The organism is Wolbachia endosymbiont of Chrysomya megacephala (assembly GCF_008245065.1).
Classification (GTDB): domain Bacteria; phylum Pseudomonadota; class Alphaproteobacteria; order Rickettsiales; family Anaplasmataceae; genus Wolbachia.
Window position 1 is genome coordinate 846,260 of the sequence record NZ_CP021120.1, and the last position, 17,053, is coordinate 863,312.

15 protein-coding genes, 1 other RNA gene and 2 pseudogenes are annotated in these 17,053 nt (G+C 34.0%); 13 read left to right on the forward strand and 5 right to left on the reverse strand.

Translation table 11 applies throughout. From position 1 onward, the window contains the following. The first annotated feature begins 99 nt into the window (after positions 1-99). The 10 genes and pseudogenes from CAI20_RS04100 to CAI20_RS04145 all read left to right on the forward strand — a co-directional run bounded on the left by CAI20_RS04100 (position 100) and on the right by CAI20_RS04145 (position 7,192). Positions 100-741, forward strand: a complete 642-nt coding sequence (locus CAI20_RS04100) for an HAD family hydrolase (protein ID WP_007302658.1) — start codon at positions 100-102, stop codon at positions 739-741. Further along, a complete protein-coding gene (locus CAI20_RS04105) occupies positions 741-1,214 on the forward strand; it encodes an RDD family protein (protein ID WP_007302659.1) in 474 nt (157 codons plus the stop codon). The genes CAI20_RS04100 and CAI20_RS04105 overlap by 1 nt, the downstream gene beginning before the upstream one ends. A 53-nt stretch (positions 1,215-1,267) precedes the next feature. Then, positions 1,268-1,744, forward strand: a complete 477-nt coding sequence (gene bfr, locus CAI20_RS04110; protein WP_007302660.1) for a bacterioferritin — start codon at positions 1,268-1,270, stop codon at positions 1,742-1,744. A 1-nt stretch (position 1,745) separates the two neighbouring features. Continuing rightward, on the forward strand, positions 1,746-2,357 hold the full coding sequence (locus CAI20_RS04115) for an SURF1 family protein (protein ID WP_007302661.1): 612 nt from the start codon (positions 1,746-1,748) through the stop codon (positions 2,355-2,357). Positions 2,358-2,366: 9 nt separating this feature from the next. Further along, positions 2,367-3,365: a recombinase zinc beta ribbon domain-containing protein gene (locus tag CAI20_RS04120; protein ID WP_007302662.1), complete on the forward strand. Its 999-nt coding sequence runs from the start codon at positions 2,367-2,369 to the stop codon at positions 3,363-3,365. Positions 3,366-3,485: 120 nt separating this feature from the next. Beyond that, positions 3,486-3,619 (forward strand): annotated as a pseudogene (locus CAI20_RS06915) (WPE palindromic element domain-containing protein); the annotation flags it as partial. Positions 3,620-3,685: 66 nt separating this feature from the next. Further along, entirely contained in the window at positions 3,686-4,960 is a 1,275-nt protein-coding gene (gene eno / locus CAI20_RS04130) for a phosphopyruvate hydratase (RefSeq protein WP_149168850.1), read from the forward strand. Further along, positions 4,948-5,961, forward strand: coding sequence for an Obg family GTPase CgtA (gene cgtA, locus CAI20_RS04135; protein WP_007302664.1), 1,014 nt, complete (start codon positions 4,948-4,950; stop codon positions 5,959-5,961). Before eno ends, cgtA begins: the two co-directional genes overlap by 13 nt. A 448-nt stretch (positions 5,962-6,409) precedes the next feature. Further along, positions 6,410-6,747, forward strand: a transfer-messenger RNA (tmRNA) gene (ssrA, locus tag CAI20_RS04140). 16 nt (positions 6,748-6,763) lie between these two features. Continuing rightward, positions 6,764-7,192, forward strand: a complete 429-nt coding sequence (locus CAI20_RS04145; RefSeq protein WP_007302665.1) for a ClpXP protease specificity-enhancing factor SspB — start codon at positions 6,764-6,766, stop codon at positions 7,190-7,192. 223 nt (positions 7,193-7,415) lie between these two features. On the opposite strand, the pseudogene CAI20_RS06920 reads toward CAI20_RS04145, so the two are convergent. After that, positions 7,416-8,356, reverse strand: a pseudogene (locus CAI20_RS06920) (IS5 family transposase). 206 nt (positions 8,357-8,562) lie between these two features. Next, complete coding sequence (locus CAI20_RS04165) at positions 8,563-9,900, reverse strand: alanine/glycine:cation symporter family protein (RefSeq protein WP_149168851.1); 1,338 nt, start codon at positions 9,898-9,900, stop codon at positions 8,563-8,565. Between the two features lie 638 nt (positions 9,901-10,538). Between CAI20_RS04165 and CAI20_RS04170 the strand changes: the two genes are divergently transcribed. Then, the gene (locus tag CAI20_RS04170; RefSeq protein ID WP_149168852.1) at positions 10,539-11,429 is read left to right on the forward strand and encodes a hypothetical protein; all 891 of its coding nucleotides are present in this window, start codon (positions 10,539-10,541) and stop codon (positions 11,427-11,429) included. A 144-nt stretch (positions 11,430-11,573) separates the two neighbouring features. Here CAI20_RS04170 and CAI20_RS04175 read toward each other — a convergent pair whose 3' ends face one another. The 3 genes from CAI20_RS04175 to CAI20_RS04185 all read right to left on the reverse strand — a co-directional run bounded on the left by CAI20_RS04175 (position 11,574) and on the right by CAI20_RS04185 (position 14,403). Further along, complete coding sequence (locus tag CAI20_RS04175) at positions 11,574-12,077, reverse strand: protein-disulfide reductase DsbD domain-containing protein (protein ID WP_007302815.1); 504 nt, start codon at positions 12,075-12,077, stop codon at positions 11,574-11,576. A gap of 287 nt (positions 12,078-12,364) precedes the next feature. Beyond that, positions 12,365-14,023: a chaperonin GroEL gene (groL, locus tag CAI20_RS04180; protein WP_007302814.1), complete on the reverse strand. Its 1,659-nt coding sequence runs from the start codon at positions 14,021-14,023 to the stop codon at positions 12,365-12,367. Positions 14,024-14,112: 89 nt separating this feature from the next. Beyond that, positions 14,113-14,403 (reverse strand): co-chaperone GroES, encoded by a 291-nt coding sequence (locus CAI20_RS04185; protein ID WP_007302813.1) that lies wholly within the window; start codon positions 14,401-14,403, stop codon positions 14,113-14,115. Positions 14,404-14,515: 112 nt separating this feature from the next. On the opposite strand from CAI20_RS04185, the gene ygfZ reads away from it, so the two are divergent. Continuing rightward, positions 14,516-15,313, forward strand: a complete 798-nt coding sequence (ygfZ, locus tag CAI20_RS04190; RefSeq protein WP_006012580.1) for a CAF17-like 4Fe-4S cluster assembly/insertion protein YgfZ — start codon at positions 14,516-14,518, stop codon at positions 15,311-15,313. A 127-nt stretch (positions 15,314-15,440) separates the two neighbouring features. Next, positions 15,441-16,340 carry a hypothetical protein gene (locus CAI20_RS04195; RefSeq protein WP_149168853.1) on the forward strand — a complete coding sequence of 300 codons (900 nt, stop codon included), beginning with the start codon at positions 15,441-15,443 and terminating at the stop codon, positions 16,338-16,340. Positions 16,341-17,053 lie beyond the last annotated feature (713 nt).

Sequence of the window (17,053 nt, forward strand, 5' to 3'; positions counted from 1 at the left end):
ATTATGTAAAAATGGTTAAGACACAAGGAGCACCTCATTTATGCTTTTTTCATCAAAATATCATTTACTTATTAACTTAAAATACGTCACAATATAAAAATGAAAAATAGCCCGTTAGCAGTAGTATTCGATTGGGATAATACCTTAGTTGACACTCAAGATAATATTTCTAATGCTATTAAGCATACTTTAGATTTGATGGGATCTGGCAGTAAAGTTGTTGATAGAAATTCTCATGAATCAAGAAAGAGCTACATGGTCAATTTGTTTGGTGATCAGTGGAAAAAAGCGAACCAGATATATCAAAAATACCTAGATAGTGCACTGTTACAAAATATTACTCTGAACGAGGGAGTAGAGGGAATGCTCCAGACGCTGAAAAGCCACAATATTTACCTAGCGATAGTTAGCAATAAGAAAAATACTAATTTACGTCAAGAAGTTGCCTACTTTAAACTAGATTCTTACTTTGAAAGAATAGTTGGATCATGTGATACTGCAGAAGATAAACCATCTGCAACTCCACTGCTATTTGCACTAGAGGAGAGTACGCTACCTGTAAATAGAGAAAATGTGTTTTTTGTTGGTGACAGCATCACAGACATTCTATGTGCACAAAATGCAAATTGCTTACCTATTGTATACGGACAATCAATAAGAGGTTATGAAGATTTGTTATATTTTCAACATTTTAATAAACTTACAGAATTCATAGTAAAGTATTTGAAAGATAGGTGGTAATGACAGAGATCGCTAGTGTACACAGGCGCTTTTGCGCATATTTAATAGATGTAGCAATTTTATTAATTCCAACCTTACTAATTGTGTTGTCATTAGGGGATTTTCCATTAATTTTACACCTGTCATACATGTGTATAAATTGTGGCTACTTTACATATTTTATATCTTCAACAGCTCAAGCAACTCCTGGTCAACAGTTAATGAATATATATACTATCACTTTAGATAGTTCTAAAATAGGTTTGAGCTTAGCATTTGATCGCACTATCTCTCAGTTTTTTCTTCCTATGCTAAATAATTCAATTATCACCTTTATCAAACTTTTTCAAACATCAGTAAATGCTTTAAGTACACTAGAAGTGATTATAGTGATGCTTACCTTCAGTTGGTATTTAGTTGCTTGCTTCTCTCAGAGGAAACAGGCATTTCATGATGTGCTATTTGATACGATTGTTGTGAGAAAAATAAATTGATGTGACCTTGATTGTTATGTAGATTACATTGGTATATTAGCTAAAGAAAGGTTATGAATAAAGAAATAGTAGAACATTTAAATAAATTACTTACAAATGAGCTGACTTCTGTACGCCAGTATCTTTTGCATTTTGCGATTCTTAAAGATAGCGGAATTAATAAACTTGCAGAAAAGATGAAAAACGAGCTTAATGAAGAACTTGAGCATGCAAATAGGCTAGCAGAAAGAATTTTACTGCTTAAGGGCATGCCAAATTTTCAAGATACAAATAAAATCTCAAAGTATGAAGGAAAGTTCACAAAAGATACAATGCAGAAAATCTTAGAAGATAATTCTAACTTAGAAGAAGAAGGTATTAAGGGCATCAAAGAGGCAATTTCCGTTGCTGAAAAAGAAAAGGATTTCGTGAGTGTAATGTTATTAGAAGGACTACTGAAAAATGAGGAAGAGCACTTACATTGGATCAAAGAACAGATTGACCTTATTGAGCTTATGGGTATTGAAAATTACTTGAGAACACAAATATAGAGTGTTAAGAAAAACAACATTTATTTTCATTATACCTTTTTTACTTCTTTTTTCACTCGGGTTATGGCAGTTATTTAGATTGAGCTGGAAGAATAATATTATCAAAAATATGGATCTTCCAGTTATTCATCTACTGCCTAGTGATAATCTTTCAAAGTTTAACTACAGAAACGTTAAAATCGACGGAATTTTAAGTGATATAGAACTATATGTTTTCGCAGGTCAACGTGGCTATCATGTGCTGTCTCCTATGTTGCTTATCAATGGACATTACATGTTAATAAATAAAGGAATAGTCAGAGAAAAAAAAGAAGAAAAAGCAAAAATTGAAAAAGTAGCTGCTGATGGCGTTTTGTATTGTGATGGTAGCAAAAATTGGTTTATCAAAAATGATATTGCTTCAAATACATGGTTTACCCTAAGTACAAAAGAGATCTCCAATGAACTAGGTATTAAGCTAGAGAAATGTATATTGTGGCAAGATAATTTTGGTGGCAAATTGACTATACAGCCAATAAAGCATCTTGAATACGCAATTACTTGGTTTGCACTTTCCTTGATTTGGCTCATTATATGCGTATTTTACTATAGGCAAAATATATATAAGTCGTAGAGATACAGTTTGGAAAAAGAAAAGCTACAAATAGAAAAAATGCAACAAAGTGGAAGAAAATACTTATTACAAGGGTTAGTGATATGTCAGTGTTGCAAATCCGTTTATTATGGAATGAGTAATGCTAAGGGAGGAAGAAGTTACTATCGTTGTCCTGGAAAACGTTTTGGTGAATGTAACAGCAAATCAATACGCGCGGATATACTAGAAGAGGTAGTATGGGAAGAAGTGAAGATGTTAAGAGGGCATATAACGAAGGAAAAGTGTGATTTATCAGAGGTAGATTGGGAGACTAAATTTAATATAATTAGAAAGTTAGTTCAGCGTATTGAAATTGATGATGATAATGTACATATGGTGTTTCGATTAAAAGAACTCGCTCTCGAAAGACAAAAAGAAGATATTCAACCTTGTACCAGAATTATAAAGAATGTAGTGCTATCAAATGCAATAGGAATGCATAAAATTAGCAACGCCCTGGCTGCAATATCAGTTGCAGTGAAACTTGGAATTAGTGATGAAGAGATTAAAAAAGGTCTTTTGGAATTTAAAGGAGTAGCAAGGAGATTTTCATTAATTGCCGATATTAAAGGTGTTAAGTTAATTGAGGATTATGCTCACCACCCAAATGAAATACAGGCAACCCTGTCAGCAGCACGTTTGACCACTAAAGGAAAGGTAACAGGAATTATCGAGCCGCTTCGTTTTGCTCGTGTTCGTAATTTTTTTGATGAGTTCGTACGAATTTTCATGATGTTTGATTATGTAATTCTCACTCCTGTCCATCCTCCAGAAGATAAGCCTATTCCTGGCTGTGGAATTGATGATATACAAAAAGCCTTGATCAGTAATGGGTTTAATGATGTGAAGATTATGAATGATGCTTTACTCATTTCACATTTTATTAGTAATTCGACAAGTTCAGGAGATGTAGTATTATTTATTGGTGCTGGTAGTAATATAGCTAAACTAGCGAAAGAAACTGCAAAGCTGCTGCTAGTAAAATAAACTTAAGCATTGGTGATTTATATGATAAAATTGTGTAGTAAAACTGGATCCCAGTGTCTAGGCAAACAACTGTACAGACATTGCGATATGGGGATAGCTTCCATTAAGAATGGTGTCATCCCAGTGCCCAGACACTGGGATCCAGAAGACTTAACTTTAAATAAGTGGCTGTATAATAAAAACTGGATTCCAGTGTCAAGCACTGACCATCTGCTACTCAAATTACCTGTATATTGCAATGTTCGTACACTGAAATGTTACAGCGCTGGGGTGACATTTCCCGAACGTGAACACAATTGTGAATCTAGTGGAGGTTTAGCATGATGAAAAAGACGATCAGCAGTGTATTTGCAAGAGAAATTTTAGATAGCAGGGGTTACCCAACAATTGAGGTAGAAATAGAACTATGTAATGGAGCAACAGGTAGAGCCGCTGTCCCTTCTGGGGCTTCGACCGGTAAACTAGAAGCATTGGAGCTGAGAGATCAAGATGAAAAAAGGTATTGTGGTAAAGGAGTGCTGAAAGCTGTTCAATCTGTGAGTGGAGTGATAGCAAATAAAATCATTGGCATGGATGCAGCAAACCAGAGTGCAATTGATAAAGTTTTAATTGAACTAGATGGAACAAAAAATAAATCTAAACTTGGAGCAAATGCAACTTTGGGTGTGTCTCTTGCTGTTGCAAAAGCAGCAGCAAACAGTTTCAAAACACCGTTATATAAATATTTGGGCGTAGGGGAGAAGCAGATGCCAGTTCCGCTAATTAACGTCATTAATGGTGGAGTACATGCGGATAATAAACTCGATTTTCAAGAATTTATGATTCTTCCGGTTGGTGCTGAAACTTTCAGTGAAGCAATAAGAATATCTGCAGAGGTATTTCATAACTTGCGCAGCATTCTTAAGAAAAAAGGTTATAGTACAAACGTAGGAGATGAAGGTGGTTTTGCACCAAACATTGGAAGCACTGAAGAAGCTCTTAATTTGATAATTCAGGCTGTTGAATCTGCCGGTTATTCGATGAAAAATCACTTTGCACTGGGTCTTGATGTTGCTGCATCTACTTTTTATGAAGATGGAGTTTATAAATTTGAAAACAGAGAACTCACTTCAGAGGAATTGGTTCAGTATTATTTTGACCTTGTAGGCAAATATCCAATAATTTCTATAGAAGATGCAATGAATGAAGACGACTATGAAGGTTGGAAATTACTTACTGTAAAACTTGGGAATAAAGTTCAATTGGTTGGAGATGATTTATTTGTTACAAATTGTAAACTAATAAGTAAAGGAATAGAGGAGAAAATGGCAAATGCTGTACTAATCAAGCCAAATCAGATAGGAACACTTACGGAAACTTTTGCTGCTATTGAAATGGCAAAATTAAATGGCTACAGGGCTATTATTTCGCATCGCTCAGGTGAAACAGAAGATACAACGATATCCCACATAGCGGTTGCATCGAATTGTGGACAAATCAAGACTGGCTCGCTGTCGCGTTCTGATAGGCTTGCAAAGTATAATGAATTAATGAGAATAGAAAGTTCATTAGGAGAAAATGCTAAATATTATTGTGGGTTAGCATGGACTTCATAGACGAAGTTAAATTATATTTAAAAGCAGGTGATGGTGGCGATGGCTGCGCAAGTTTTCGTCGAGAAAAATTCGTTGAATTTGGTGGCCCAAACGGTGGTAATGGGGGCAAGGGAGGAGACATAATTTTCATCAGTGATGCAAATCTCAACACTTTGCTTAATTTTCGTTGTCGAAGACATATTAAAGCAAGTAGTGGAAAAAGTGGTACGAGTAGAGATAGATCTGGCACGGCAGGAAAAGATATTATACTTAAAGTTCCAGTTGGTACACAAATAATCGATGAAGAAAGTGAGGAAGTGATAGTAGATCTTGATAAACCCGACATGGAATTTCAAGTAGTACAAGGTGGAAAAGGTGGACTTGGAAATACTAACTTTAAATCTTCCACCAATAGGGCACCAAGGCATTTTACTCATGGTCAGCCTGGTGAGGAAAGAAACATAGTATTGAAGCTAAAAGTTTTATCTGATGTTGGCATTATTGGTATGCCAAATGTAGGTAAATCTAAATTTTTAACCCGCTGCTCGAATTCTGATACGAAAGTAGGCGATTATGAATTTACTACTATAAGACCACATTTAGGTGTAGCAAAAGTGGATTATAGCGAAATTGTAATAGCAGATATTCCTGGAATAATCGCTGATGCTCATCTTGGAGTTGGGCTCGGACACAAATTTTTAAAGCACATAGAAAGGTGCAAAATTTTACTGCATTTAATTGATGTAACTCACGATGAAATTATTTCAGCTTATAATTGTACGCATAATGAACTGAAGCTTTACAATAGCGATCTTGTTGAAAAAGAGGAAATTGTAGTGTTAAATAAATGTGACTTATTGGAAGAAACAGAAATTCTTGAGAAGAAGAATCATTTAGCCAATTATCTTGATAGAGAAGTACTGTGTTTATCAATTGACGATGATTTACAGCCCATTCTGAGGTTGTTAAATGAAAAAGTGAAAACTAAGGAAATTAATGTATATGATCCTTTTAAGATGTGAATTTTTTATTTGACAATCAAAGTCTGGATTCCAGTGGGTAATTTTCCACAGTTGTCTGCATTTTTTGTTCCACAACTTATCTTTTTTTCGGCTTGTGCCATTTCTCACGCTGTCTCTTGCCTTCTTGAACTCAGAAATTCAATAGCTACAAAAGCATTTGAGTAGTTTTTTGTTAAGAATTAGGCATAGAATCCCCCATATTTATTAATAAAGAACAGAAAAAATGTAACGTACATACGACAGAGATTAAGCATATGTGTGCACCCATGTGCGCTGAAGAAGATACGCTACATTCTTTACTTAGTTTGATTATTTGATAGAAAAGTCTGCAGACGAAGATAGATTTTGAGCTCTAAAAATACCTCTACTGTGAGTATACTAAGATTAGATAAATAGGCGAAGTAATTTTTATATTAGTTTTTTAGTTGCCAATCAATTTGGAGTTCAATAACTTGACATTTATTCAATACTACTGTATAATAAGCATGTGTATTTTTTATACACTATGGCAATAAAATTACCTTGTAATAGGTGTATTGGACCCGAGGGCAGTACTCGGCGCCTCCACCATATTTTTTGATTGATACGGGGGCGAGTAAGGATCGACATGCATAGTAAAGATGGTAGCTTTGCTCGGTTAGATACCACCGCTAAGAGTTCACAATTTAGATGCAAACGATAACTTTGCTGCTGAAGACAATGTTGCATTAGCTGCTTAATTTAGGCACTATAACTTCATTGCTATAAGCACGGTTTAGGGAACGCCGGGTAACAGAAGTTCCCCCAAACATGTAAGGGTTATATGGATAAAACAGATTATCAGAAGTCGCTTAGTTATGCTAAATTTCAAGTTATCAAAAAGGCTTTGAATACTATATTAGATAATGTTTTTACTCCTCACTTAGAAATAGTATTTTTTACGCGCTTTAATGGTGTTGTCATGCCAGACTACTTGAAAGAATCATACCCTACTCAAATGCTTATTATATTACAGCATCAATTTTTTGGTCTAAAAGTTCTTGAAGATAAGTTTAGCGTCAGTTTGAGCTTTCGTGGAAAACAAGAACAAGTCACTGTACCGTTTTTTGCTATTAGTGAGTTTCATGATAAAATTTCAGGAGATACTTTAGTATTTAGCGTTGATTCTGATAAAGAATATGAAAGTGAGAAATGTGCTGAAAAGTCATCAAATGGTAGTATTATATCTATAGATCAACTTTACGATAAGTAGTTACTTCATTTTATAAATAAAAAATATTGTATCTGTTCAGGATATCGACAAGACCATAGAGTAAAAGTGAGTTTATAACAAATGGTATCATTTGAGTAGCTGACATTAGCTTTCACATCAAAAACGTTATAAAGCGCTTTCATGTTTACCAACTTAGTGCCAATCTGGATCCCAGTGGGCTTTGTTGCACAGCTCTTCGGATAGTGGGTAATGTATAATAAATTCATGAAGCTATATCAAACTTAGCCATGCCTATTTCAGTAAATTTGTTAAGCAAATAACACTTGAGTAGCAGTTCCTTCTCACGATTAATCTCAGATTTATTCCTAAAACTAAATCCAAATATTTGCTTCAGTCGCGAGAAAAAACTTTCTATATAAGATCTCTTCCAATAATTTATCTCTTTTTTCCACCTCTTCATACCATCTTCATCATATGACTTTATGAGCTTGATTGTAGAATTTCTCTCATTCATATAATCCAACTTTGGATGCTCTACTGCATTATTTTGCGGAGGAATCCTTGTCTTTATGTCAAGCTCATCGCACAGTTTGTATAACTTCTTTCGATCTATCTGCATATATCGTGCTTATGTTATACTTGGTATCCACTCTTTCAATAAGATCACAGGCTCCATAGTGGTCGGAATAAACTCCACTACTGTATTTTGCAGCTATAACTTTTTTACTACCTATCTCTAGCATTACATCTTGTTTGCTCATAGCGGCGATACTTTCTATCTGTACCATTTGCCTTACTATGGCCTGGAATATTATTGTAGATGCTGATACCTGTACTATCTATAGCAATTTCAATATCTTCCATATCGTTCTTATCAACTCTGCAGTCGTTGATTTTGATATTAAGCTTTTTAAACCTTCTTGAAGCCTGCGAATAGCTGATAATTTGCAAAATTTTCCCTATTTGCTCAAGATATTTCTCTATAAATCCCACTGTTTGCCTAAGACCAATCCTGAATAGATAGGTTATTATGTGAATTAGAATCACTACTTTGTCGCTGTAGACATTGTTGCCACCTGCTACTTTTGGACTATTTTCGTACCAATTTTCAATGGCATCGTTGATATAATGAAAAACATTTCCCCTTTCTTGAAGAAATTTGTTATATTCATTGCAGTTACTGACTTTCATTCTTATTGGCATATTTTTCCTTTGTCGGCTAAATATCTATTTTATAACAAATTCCATCAGTAACTGCCTGTTCTTTCCTTGAGTGGTGCAACAAAGCCCACTGGGATCCAGTCGCACTCAGTTAGTGAGCATAAAAGTATTATGTTAAAACATAAAATTTTTGATGAAGTTCATGAAAGGCTGGATTCCAGACTGGGATGACAACTTAAAATATTGCTTTAGCTCTGTTTTTGCAACTTCAGGTATTTGCTACTCATAGTAAATACTTCTGGATCTTGAGAAGTGAGCTTGAGTATAGCAAGTATGTTTATGAGTAGCAAAGCAGCAATTGAAATATCAGCGATATCCCAGAGTAACTTAACTCCACCGATTGCACCAAATGGAATGATTAAGGTAAAAACTACAGTCCAGATTTTAGTGTATTTATTATCCATAGATACATAGCGTATTGTTTGTTTTGAACAAAAAAACCAAGTAAAGATAGTAGTAAAGGCAAAACAAAACATTATAGCCATAATTAAATAGTCAGTATAGGGCCAATTCATAGCTTTTCTAAAAGCAAAAATGCACATGTTAGTGCTCTCTAAATCAGTAATCCAAGAATCTGTGACAAGCAGTACCATTGCTGTAATGAACACTATGAGTGCAACTATAAAAGGAGATATTATTGTGATTAGACTCTGTTCAATGATAAATTTATTGTTATTTTTTTTAGGAGTAATCGAGGAGTGTACAATTCCTTCGAGGCCAAGTCCTATATCTGTTGCAAAAATACCTCGCAGAGTTCCTACTTGAATAATAGTCAACATTTCTAAAATTAAACCTAAAGATAAGCCAGAGTTAAAGCTACTAGTTGTAAAAAAATTGCTTGTTATTAGTTTTAGAGAAGGAAGAATATTTTCACTAAACTTAAATAATATGATACCGCAAAGTGTGAGGTAACTTACCGTCATTATCGGTATCATAGCCGATATAAAAATTTTAATTTTTTTTAAGCTGAGAGCTGCAACAACAAAAAATATTATGGCCATTACAATGCCGCCAATGACTACAGGTATATCTACCATGCTGAGTGGTATTGATAGAGAATTTACCTGAACAAGGTTACCAACTGTTATTGAAACCATCATCATAATAACTAGAAACACAACTGTAGCTTTTCTAGAATTAAATGCATCAGTCATGTAGGCTACAGGTCCACCTATAAACCGTCCATTTTTTTCTTTTCTGGTTTTTATACTTAGGTAACAAGTAACATATTTTATCACAGAAGTAACAACAATAATTATTGCCATCCATAAAATGGATCCTGGTCCTCCGGTTTTTAGAGCAACAGCAGTGCCTGAAACGTTTCCTACTCCTAAATTTCCTCCTAAGATTGTAAACAGGGCGGCTATAGAAGAAAATTTATTTTCTCCTCTTTTAGCTCCAACAAGTGAAACGGCATACGGTAGTCTAAACACCTGTAACCATTTTAGTTTAACCGATAGGTAAACACCAGCAACTAGTATGAGTAGTATTGTTGGCAGTAAGAAAACAAACTTTACTGTATCCATCTGTAAAAGAGAGATTTTTACTTGAGTATATAGCAAAAGTTGAAAATACCCAACCTATTTTCTATGTATGACTTCGGTTTCATTATTCTAGCACCTCTTAATCTTGTCATACCAATCACAACTGATTGTAATATGGTACAATGTTCATACAATGTCATTCCAGTGCTTAACACTGGAATATTGTGTTTTTACATAAGGTTAGCTGCTTTTATACTTATCAACTTAGTGTCTAATCTGGATGCCAGAGGGCTTTGTTGCATAGCAGGAGAAAAACTAGCGATTACTGACAAAATTCATTATAAAATAGCCATTTAACCGCTTAAGGATAAATATATCATAAAAAATGAGAGTCAGTAACCAAGGTAAATATAACAAATTTTTCCAAGAAATAGGAATATTTTCATTTAGGCAAGGTGTTGATAAGAAGTTTAAGCTACAAGAGCATTAAATATAGTGATGAAGCACGAGAATATCTAAATCACACATATTGAGAAGCAACCTTCAACAAGTGTAGATGGAGCACAAGCACAATCTTTAGCAGGTGAAAAGAAACAACTATAGTTTTCGTTATTGTTTAGTGTTGACCTAGAAGGTCAATACTGATATATACCTCTATATAGCTAATGTGTGGAGGTAATATGGTGGTAGATAATCCAAAAGCAGTTAATAATCAGGATTATTTTGATAAAAGTAATCGTTTTTATTTGCGCCTAAAAGATAATTTTTTTCAAAATGTGAATCCAGGTAGTAAAATGACTATCGATTCTGAAGAGAAGAACGAAGAAGTTAGTATTGATGATGATGAAAAGTGGTTTAAACACTTTTCTACTGTACTTTCCAATGAAGAAGGACAGGAAAAGTATAGATATGAGGTTAATGGCAGGTATGAATATAAACATGCCAATAAGTACGATAGCAAAAATGTCGTAGGTGCAATTGCTCAGAAAATTGCAAAAGATGTAAAGGAAAGTATAAAAGATAATACTTTAGAATATATAGGAATTAAAGAAAGTAGAAAGAAAGGTAAGATTAAGCCTGCACTCAGAATTATGCTTGGCGATCCTACAAAATCAATAAATGTGGTTGATGTTTTAAATAGTGATATATGCAGAAAATATGGTGTAGATGGAATTACATTATTGCTGCCTAGTAAAAGCAAATGTGAAACAAGGGGAATACGCTGCAGAGTTGATGAGAATGGAACAAGAATTTATGAAGTAGCTAACGGCTCATATTATATGACTTTAAATTGGTATGCTGAAGGAGAAGAGTGTGAAATGAAAATTATCATTAGTGATAATGGTGCTGTAGAGTTTATTGAAAGCAATGGTGTCACTTGGGAGCAATTAGCTGCAAATAAAGAAGTAAAAGTAGGAAGACAATATGAAGCGAAGCCTTTATATGAAGCATTGTCATATTTAAAGCGAGAAGGCTCTGAAGTAATAAAAGGATTTTATCCTTCAACAAGTGTGGAAAGCATACAAATCACTACAGGAGTTAATAAGCAAGCAGCTCTTTCAAAGTTATAATTTTCGTTATTGATTGAAATGAAGCCTTTTGGGGACCAAAAGGCTTCATGATCGAAATTTTTGGAAAGATCTTTATTGGAAAATTCAGGGACAGGAATAACATTTTTAAGCTATCGTATAACTATCACTTGCTCGCTGGGAGCTCTATTTTTCATACCACTCATTTATGAGTTTATTGATATCGGAATCCATAAAATCCTTTAGTGGTTGACTGGTTTTTATCTCGGCATTTTTAGGGATACACCTATCTTTACATATTGCGTACTTTATATGAAAGTTAATATCAACGTATTCCTGATTTGGAATGATATTAGTTTTAAAGGGAAATAACACCATATCTTCATATATGTTACTAACAAATGTAACTTCCCCAACTTTATCTTCATGTTCCTTGGGAGTAGACCAATGAATATCTATATTTGATATGTTACCCTGACAGTCAAAGGAAGTAGGAAGGCCGAAATCTCCAGGGTCTTTGTAATATATATGCCAACCTGGTTTTATTGTAACCTTTATTGCGCCTTCAATGGTAAGGTTTGCTTTATTTACCTTACCAATGAGCAGATCAAATTTTGCAACTTCTTCTTCAGCGCACAATTGAGTGCAAGAAAAAAGTAAAAGTAGGATTGAGTATATACGTATTTTCATAAATACTCTATTTATGAAGAAAATAATTTAAGTTCTATCTATTATAATAAAAATATTATATAAATCATTTATTAATATAATATTATACTAATAGTAATATACTAGCAATTATAACTTTCATATATTATTTTTTTATTTTTAAGCAGTTATAATATTAAAGAGACGTAACAAATATAAATAGTAGTGGCTTTGCATAGAAAATCACAAATTTATTTCCTTTATAAATGTAAGACTTTTTAGAACTAGAAAGATACCTTGGAGCAAGTTGCTCCAAGGCTCTTGTTTACTTAGAATCCACCCATTCCGCCCATTGCTCCTGCACCCATAGGTGATGAAGCATTTTCTTCTTTGTTTGGTAGATCAACTATCATAGATTCAGTAGTAATAAGTGCGCTTGCTACAGACACTGCCGTTTCAAAAGCAATACGAACTACTTTTGCCGGATCAATTACACCAGCTGTTGATGCATTAGCGTAGTTCATAGCCTCAACGTTGTATATAAGCTCTTTATCATTCTGCTTAATCAAATAGTCAATTATAACAGCAGATTCAAGACCAGCATTTTTAACCAATCTTTTGATTGGAGCACTGAGAACTTTTTTGACAATGTTGATACCTATTTGCTCTTCATCGCTTGAAGCTTTTAGCTTATCAAGAGCAGATGCAGCGTAAAGAAGTGCAACTCCTCCACCTGGAACTATCCCTTCTTCAATTGCAGCTCTTGTTGCATGAAGTGCATCTTCTACTCTATCTCTACGTTCTTTTACCTCTACTTCAGTTGCTCCACCAACTTTGAGTACAGCAACGCCGCCTGATAATTTTGCTAAACGCTCTCTTAGCTTTTCTTTGTCATAATCAGAGGTTGAAGTTTCAATCTGAGATTTAATCTGGTTAATTCTAGCATTTACTCTGTTTTGTTTGTCACAGTCGCTGTCTTCACTAACAATTGTGGTATTGTCTTTAGTGATTTTAACATTTTTAGCAGTACCAAGATCTTCAAGAGTCAAATCTTCCATCTTGATTCCAAGCTCATCTTTTATGACATACTTAGCACCTGTTAAAGCTGCTATATCTTCGAGCATCTCCTTTCTCCTATCACCAAAACCTGGAGCTTTTACTGCAGCAACTTTTAGACCACGTAATTTGTTGATCACTAAAGTGCTTAATGCTTCACCTTCAACATCTTCTGCAATGATAAACAAAGGTTTACCAGACTTAAAAATAGCCTCAAGAATAGGAAGTAAAGGTTGAATAATATTAAGTTTTTTTTCTGTAATCAGCAAATATGGATCATCAAGCTCCACGCTCATCTTTTCATTATTTGTAACAAAGTATGGAGAGAGATAACCACGGTCAAACTGCATACCAGTTGTAAGTTCAACTTCTAATTCTTTTGAACCCTTACTCTCTTCAACAGTGATGACGCCTTCTTTTCCAACCTTTTTAACAGCATCAGCAATGCTATTACCAATATCTTTATCACCATTTGCAGAAATTATTGCAACTTGTGCAACTTCATCCATTTTCTCTAAAGAAATTGTGCGAGACATTGATGTAATTTCCTTTAATATCACATCTTTTGCCTTCTGTATTCCATTTTTGATACAAATACGATCATTTCCAGCTGCAATTGACTTTGAAGCTTCCATTATCATATTGCTAGTCAGTATTGAGCATGTTGTGGTACCATCACCAACTTTGTCATTACACTGAGAAGCACTTTGAGCAATGGTGCTTACTATCGCAGAGTGTAATGGTTTTTCAGGCTTTATACCTTTCATTACCTTATAGCCATCCTTTGTGACCTCTGGTCCACCATATGGCTTGCTAATTCCTATTGTATTTCCCCTAGGCCCTGCAGTTGCTCCCACCGTTGAGTCAACCATTGCTGCAACTTCACGAAAGGCTTCTTGCAACTGTTCGCCTGATACTACTATGTTAGCCATTTTTATCACTCCTTAAATTAATAAAAAATTTAGAATATTAAAATACATAATGCACTATATAGCGCATTAGTTTAGTAAAATAGGGATACCTACTTGATAACAGCAAGTAGGTCTGACTCCTTCATCACGACATACTTTTCATTGTCATGCTCTACTTCTGTGCCAGCCCACTGCCTGTAGAAAACCTTATCACCAGTTTTTACAGTTAAAGCTATACGCTCTCCGCTTGAGTTGCGTGAACCACTACCAATTGCTATAACTTCACCTTTAGTAGGCTTCTTTTCAGCACTTGATGGTAGTACAATTCCACCTTGTTTTTCTTCAGTAATAGGCTTTATTAGCACGTTATCATCTAATACATTCAAATTTACACTTGACATTTATGTTTCCTCATTAATAGATTAACCTACAATTCTATGTAGTCATCTAAAGGTTACATTTCAAGGGTTGGAGTTAGTAAAAGTGTATAATTAAGATTTGAACAGAAGTTTTATGGGTTACATACCGCTAGCAAACCGTAGTCTAATATCTTTATACGGACCAGATACGAGAGATTTTCTTCAGGGTGTTATAACAAATGATATTAATAAACTAAGTAGCCAGCAGGCAATTTACTCTTTATTACTCAACCCTCAGGGAAAATATCTGTACGATTTTTTCCTCATTGAGCATGATAAATATATTTATTTGGAGTGTGAAAATGCCCATCTACAGCAAATAATTGAAAAATTAGACTTGCTCAAAACTTACCTTAGAGTGAGGATTAAAGACATTAGTTCACTATATAAGGTTGGAGTTTTGTTTGATGCTAAGTTGGCGAAGTGTAGTAGTAAGTCACAAGTTATTTTTCAAGATCCAAGGCACAAGCTGCTAGGAATGAGGATCATACATGAAGATGAAATAAAAGAACCGGTTGGAGATTTTATTCAGTATGAAAAAGTTAGAATTAAAAACCTTGTCCCAGATGGAGCAAAAGATATGGTGCAAAATTCATCATTTCCGCTGCAATATTTAATCGATAAGATAAATGGTATAAGCTTTAATAAAGGGTGCTATATAGGTCAGGAAGTTGTAAATCGAATGAGCAGACAAGAAAAATTCAGAAGGAAACTTTACCTTGTTGAGGGAAAAAATGCACTTCCAAATATTGGCACTAAAGTAATCAGTGAACATAATGAAGAAGTAGGAGAACTACGCTCTAGTGTCGACAATATTGGACTTGCATTGCTTAATACTGGAAAAAGCCACGCAAATTTATATGTCGGTGGAGTTAGCATTAAGACGTTATAAAATATCTATTCGAGTAAAAGCCCCTTTTTCTTGTTTAAGTGTTTGCAATACTAGTTAAATTCTTGACTTTATTATTTAAATATATCATAATTAAAGTATATTATTATTTTTAGTAGGAGAGTTTGATATGGCGTTAACAGAAGAACAAACAACTTTATTCAATGATCTAGAGCTTGTAATAAAAGGAACCGGAACTAAGGATATAGTTCAAATACTTGAAGAAGCTAAAACAGAAGATCTTTTTGCTGTTTTTAAATTATATAGAGGTGAAAAAGGAGACGAAGATTCTCCTTATACAAGAGTTAGCCTTTTATTCGATCTTCTTGGTAAGAATAAAATTTGCGAATCAGCCGTTTTCGATATGGTTAAAAAGAGAAATATATTAAAAGAATTTTTAAGTATCGATCTTGGCTTTGTAAAATCGGATAATGGTATTCGCGAAGATTATAGAATGGCTGATATTATTGTGAAATCTTCAGTTAATATAACTGAATTTTTAGATTTAATCAAAGACAAATTTGGATTAAAAGAGTTTTGGAAAGCTTTACCTGAAGATTCAGATCGTAATATGATTAAAGGTGCTTTAGAAAGAGAGATGGGGAAACTGGGAGATGATCAAGAGAAAAGTAAATATAAAAATTTTCTAGAAGAAATCAGTATAATCGAATCGGAACAAGCGTTCAATACAAGAACGTTAAGGGGAATGGAAAGGACACTAGATTTTGGAGATAACCGTGAGTTAAGGAAAAATGCAGCTAAGAAAGGAATGAAATTTGGTGCTATTGGTGGTGCTATAACTGCATTGGCAGTTGGGTTGGGATTGTATTTTGGTACTGGTGCCGCATTAACGGCATTGCCGACTATAATTGGTATAGCTTTAGTCGCTGCATTATTAGTTGGAGCTACGATTGGTGCTATTACGTACGATGTTTTAAAGCCTAAGAGTTGTATAGATACCGTTTATACGACAAAAGGGTTTGACACTGTAAAACAAGAAACTAATACAGCGACAGGTATATCAGTTTAATTAAGTAGAGCGAAGAAGTTTTCTTCCTTTTTCTCCAAATTTTTTACTTCGTTAGGTACCCTTAATCCTATTCAGGGTACCTAGATCTGATAATAGGTGTAACCATAAACTCGTGCAAAAGCCCCTTTTTCTTGTTTAAGTTATTCACAGAATTGTTAATAACTAAGTTGATAACCTAGTAGAGTATATAATTTTACATTTCTGAGTACTTTGGAGATCTATAATAAATATGATCTCCAAATACTAATATATAATTGAGAATAAAAAAACTGTGGATAACTCTGAAAAGTTATATTTATTTTAATATTTAAAAAAAAAAGAAACAACCATTAAGGGAGCTAAGCTAATACAATCATATAAAAGATTACATATTTGGTTATAGTTTTAATATTTTTCTAACAAAAGCCAATACGGGGGTAGTCTTGGAAAATTTTTCCTAAAAGATAAAATTTTTAAGTGCTTTTGAAGTGATACTTTAGGTATTTTTAAAGTAATACTTTTAAAGTATCAATTGAACATTTTTGAGCATTAATCTGGAGGTTCAACAGGCACTTTTTTATGCTGTTTGAGAAGAGCAAAAATTGCATTTTCTCTTGCTGAAAGCTTGTGTTTCTTATATTTTCCATAATATACATTATGTAATTTTTAATACTAACAAAAACATTTCCCAAATTTTTACACAGCAACCTATCTGGTTCTGTTGCATCTATAAA

Bases quoted from the DNA above. Each gene is read 5' to 3' on its own strand.
- CAI20_RS04100 (WP_007302658.1), top strand. From the start codon at position 100: ATGAAAAATAGCCCGTTAGCAGTAGTATTCGATTGGGATAATACCTTA.
- CAI20_RS04105 (WP_007302659.1), top strand. From the start codon at position 741: ATGACAGAGATCGCTAGTGTACACAGGCGCTTTTGCGCATATTTAATA.
- bfr (WP_007302660.1), top strand. From the start codon at position 1,268: ATGAATAAAGAAATAGTAGAACATTTAAATAAATTACTTACAAATGAG.
- eno (WP_149168850.1), top strand. From the start codon at position 3,686: ATGATGAAAAAGACGATCAGCAGTGTATTTGCAAGAGAAATTTTAGAT.
- cgtA (WP_007302664.1), top strand. From the start codon at position 4,948: ATGGACTTCATAGACGAAGTTAAATTATATTTAAAAGCAGGTGATGGT.
- CAI20_RS04145 (WP_007302665.1), top strand. From the start codon at position 6,764: ATGGATAAAACAGATTATCAGAAGTCGCTTAGTTATGCTAAATTTCAA.
- CAI20_RS04165 (WP_149168851.1), bottom strand. From the start codon at position 9,900: ATGGATACAGTAAAGTTTGTTTTCTTACTGCCAACAATACTACTCATA.
- CAI20_RS04170 (WP_149168852.1), top strand. From the start codon at position 10,539: ATGGTGGTAGATAATCCAAAAGCAGTTAATAATCAGGATTATTTTGAT.
- CAI20_RS04175 (WP_007302815.1), bottom strand. From the start codon at position 12,077: ATGAAAATACGTATATACTCAATCCTACTTTTACTTTTTTCTTGCACT.
- groL (WP_007302814.1), bottom strand. From the start codon at position 14,023: ATGGCTAACATAGTAGTATCAGGCGAACAGTTGCAAGAAGCCTTTCGT.
- CAI20_RS04185 (WP_007302813.1), bottom strand. From the start codon at position 14,403: ATGTCAAGTGTAAATTTGAATGTATTAGATGATAACGTGCTAATAAAG.
- ygfZ (WP_006012580.1), top strand. From the start codon at position 14,516: ATGGGTTACATACCGCTAGCAAACCGTAGTCTAATATCTTTATACGGA.
- CAI20_RS04195 (WP_149168853.1), top strand. From the start codon at position 15,441: ATGGCGTTAACAGAAGAACAAACAACTTTATTCAATGATCTAGAGCTT.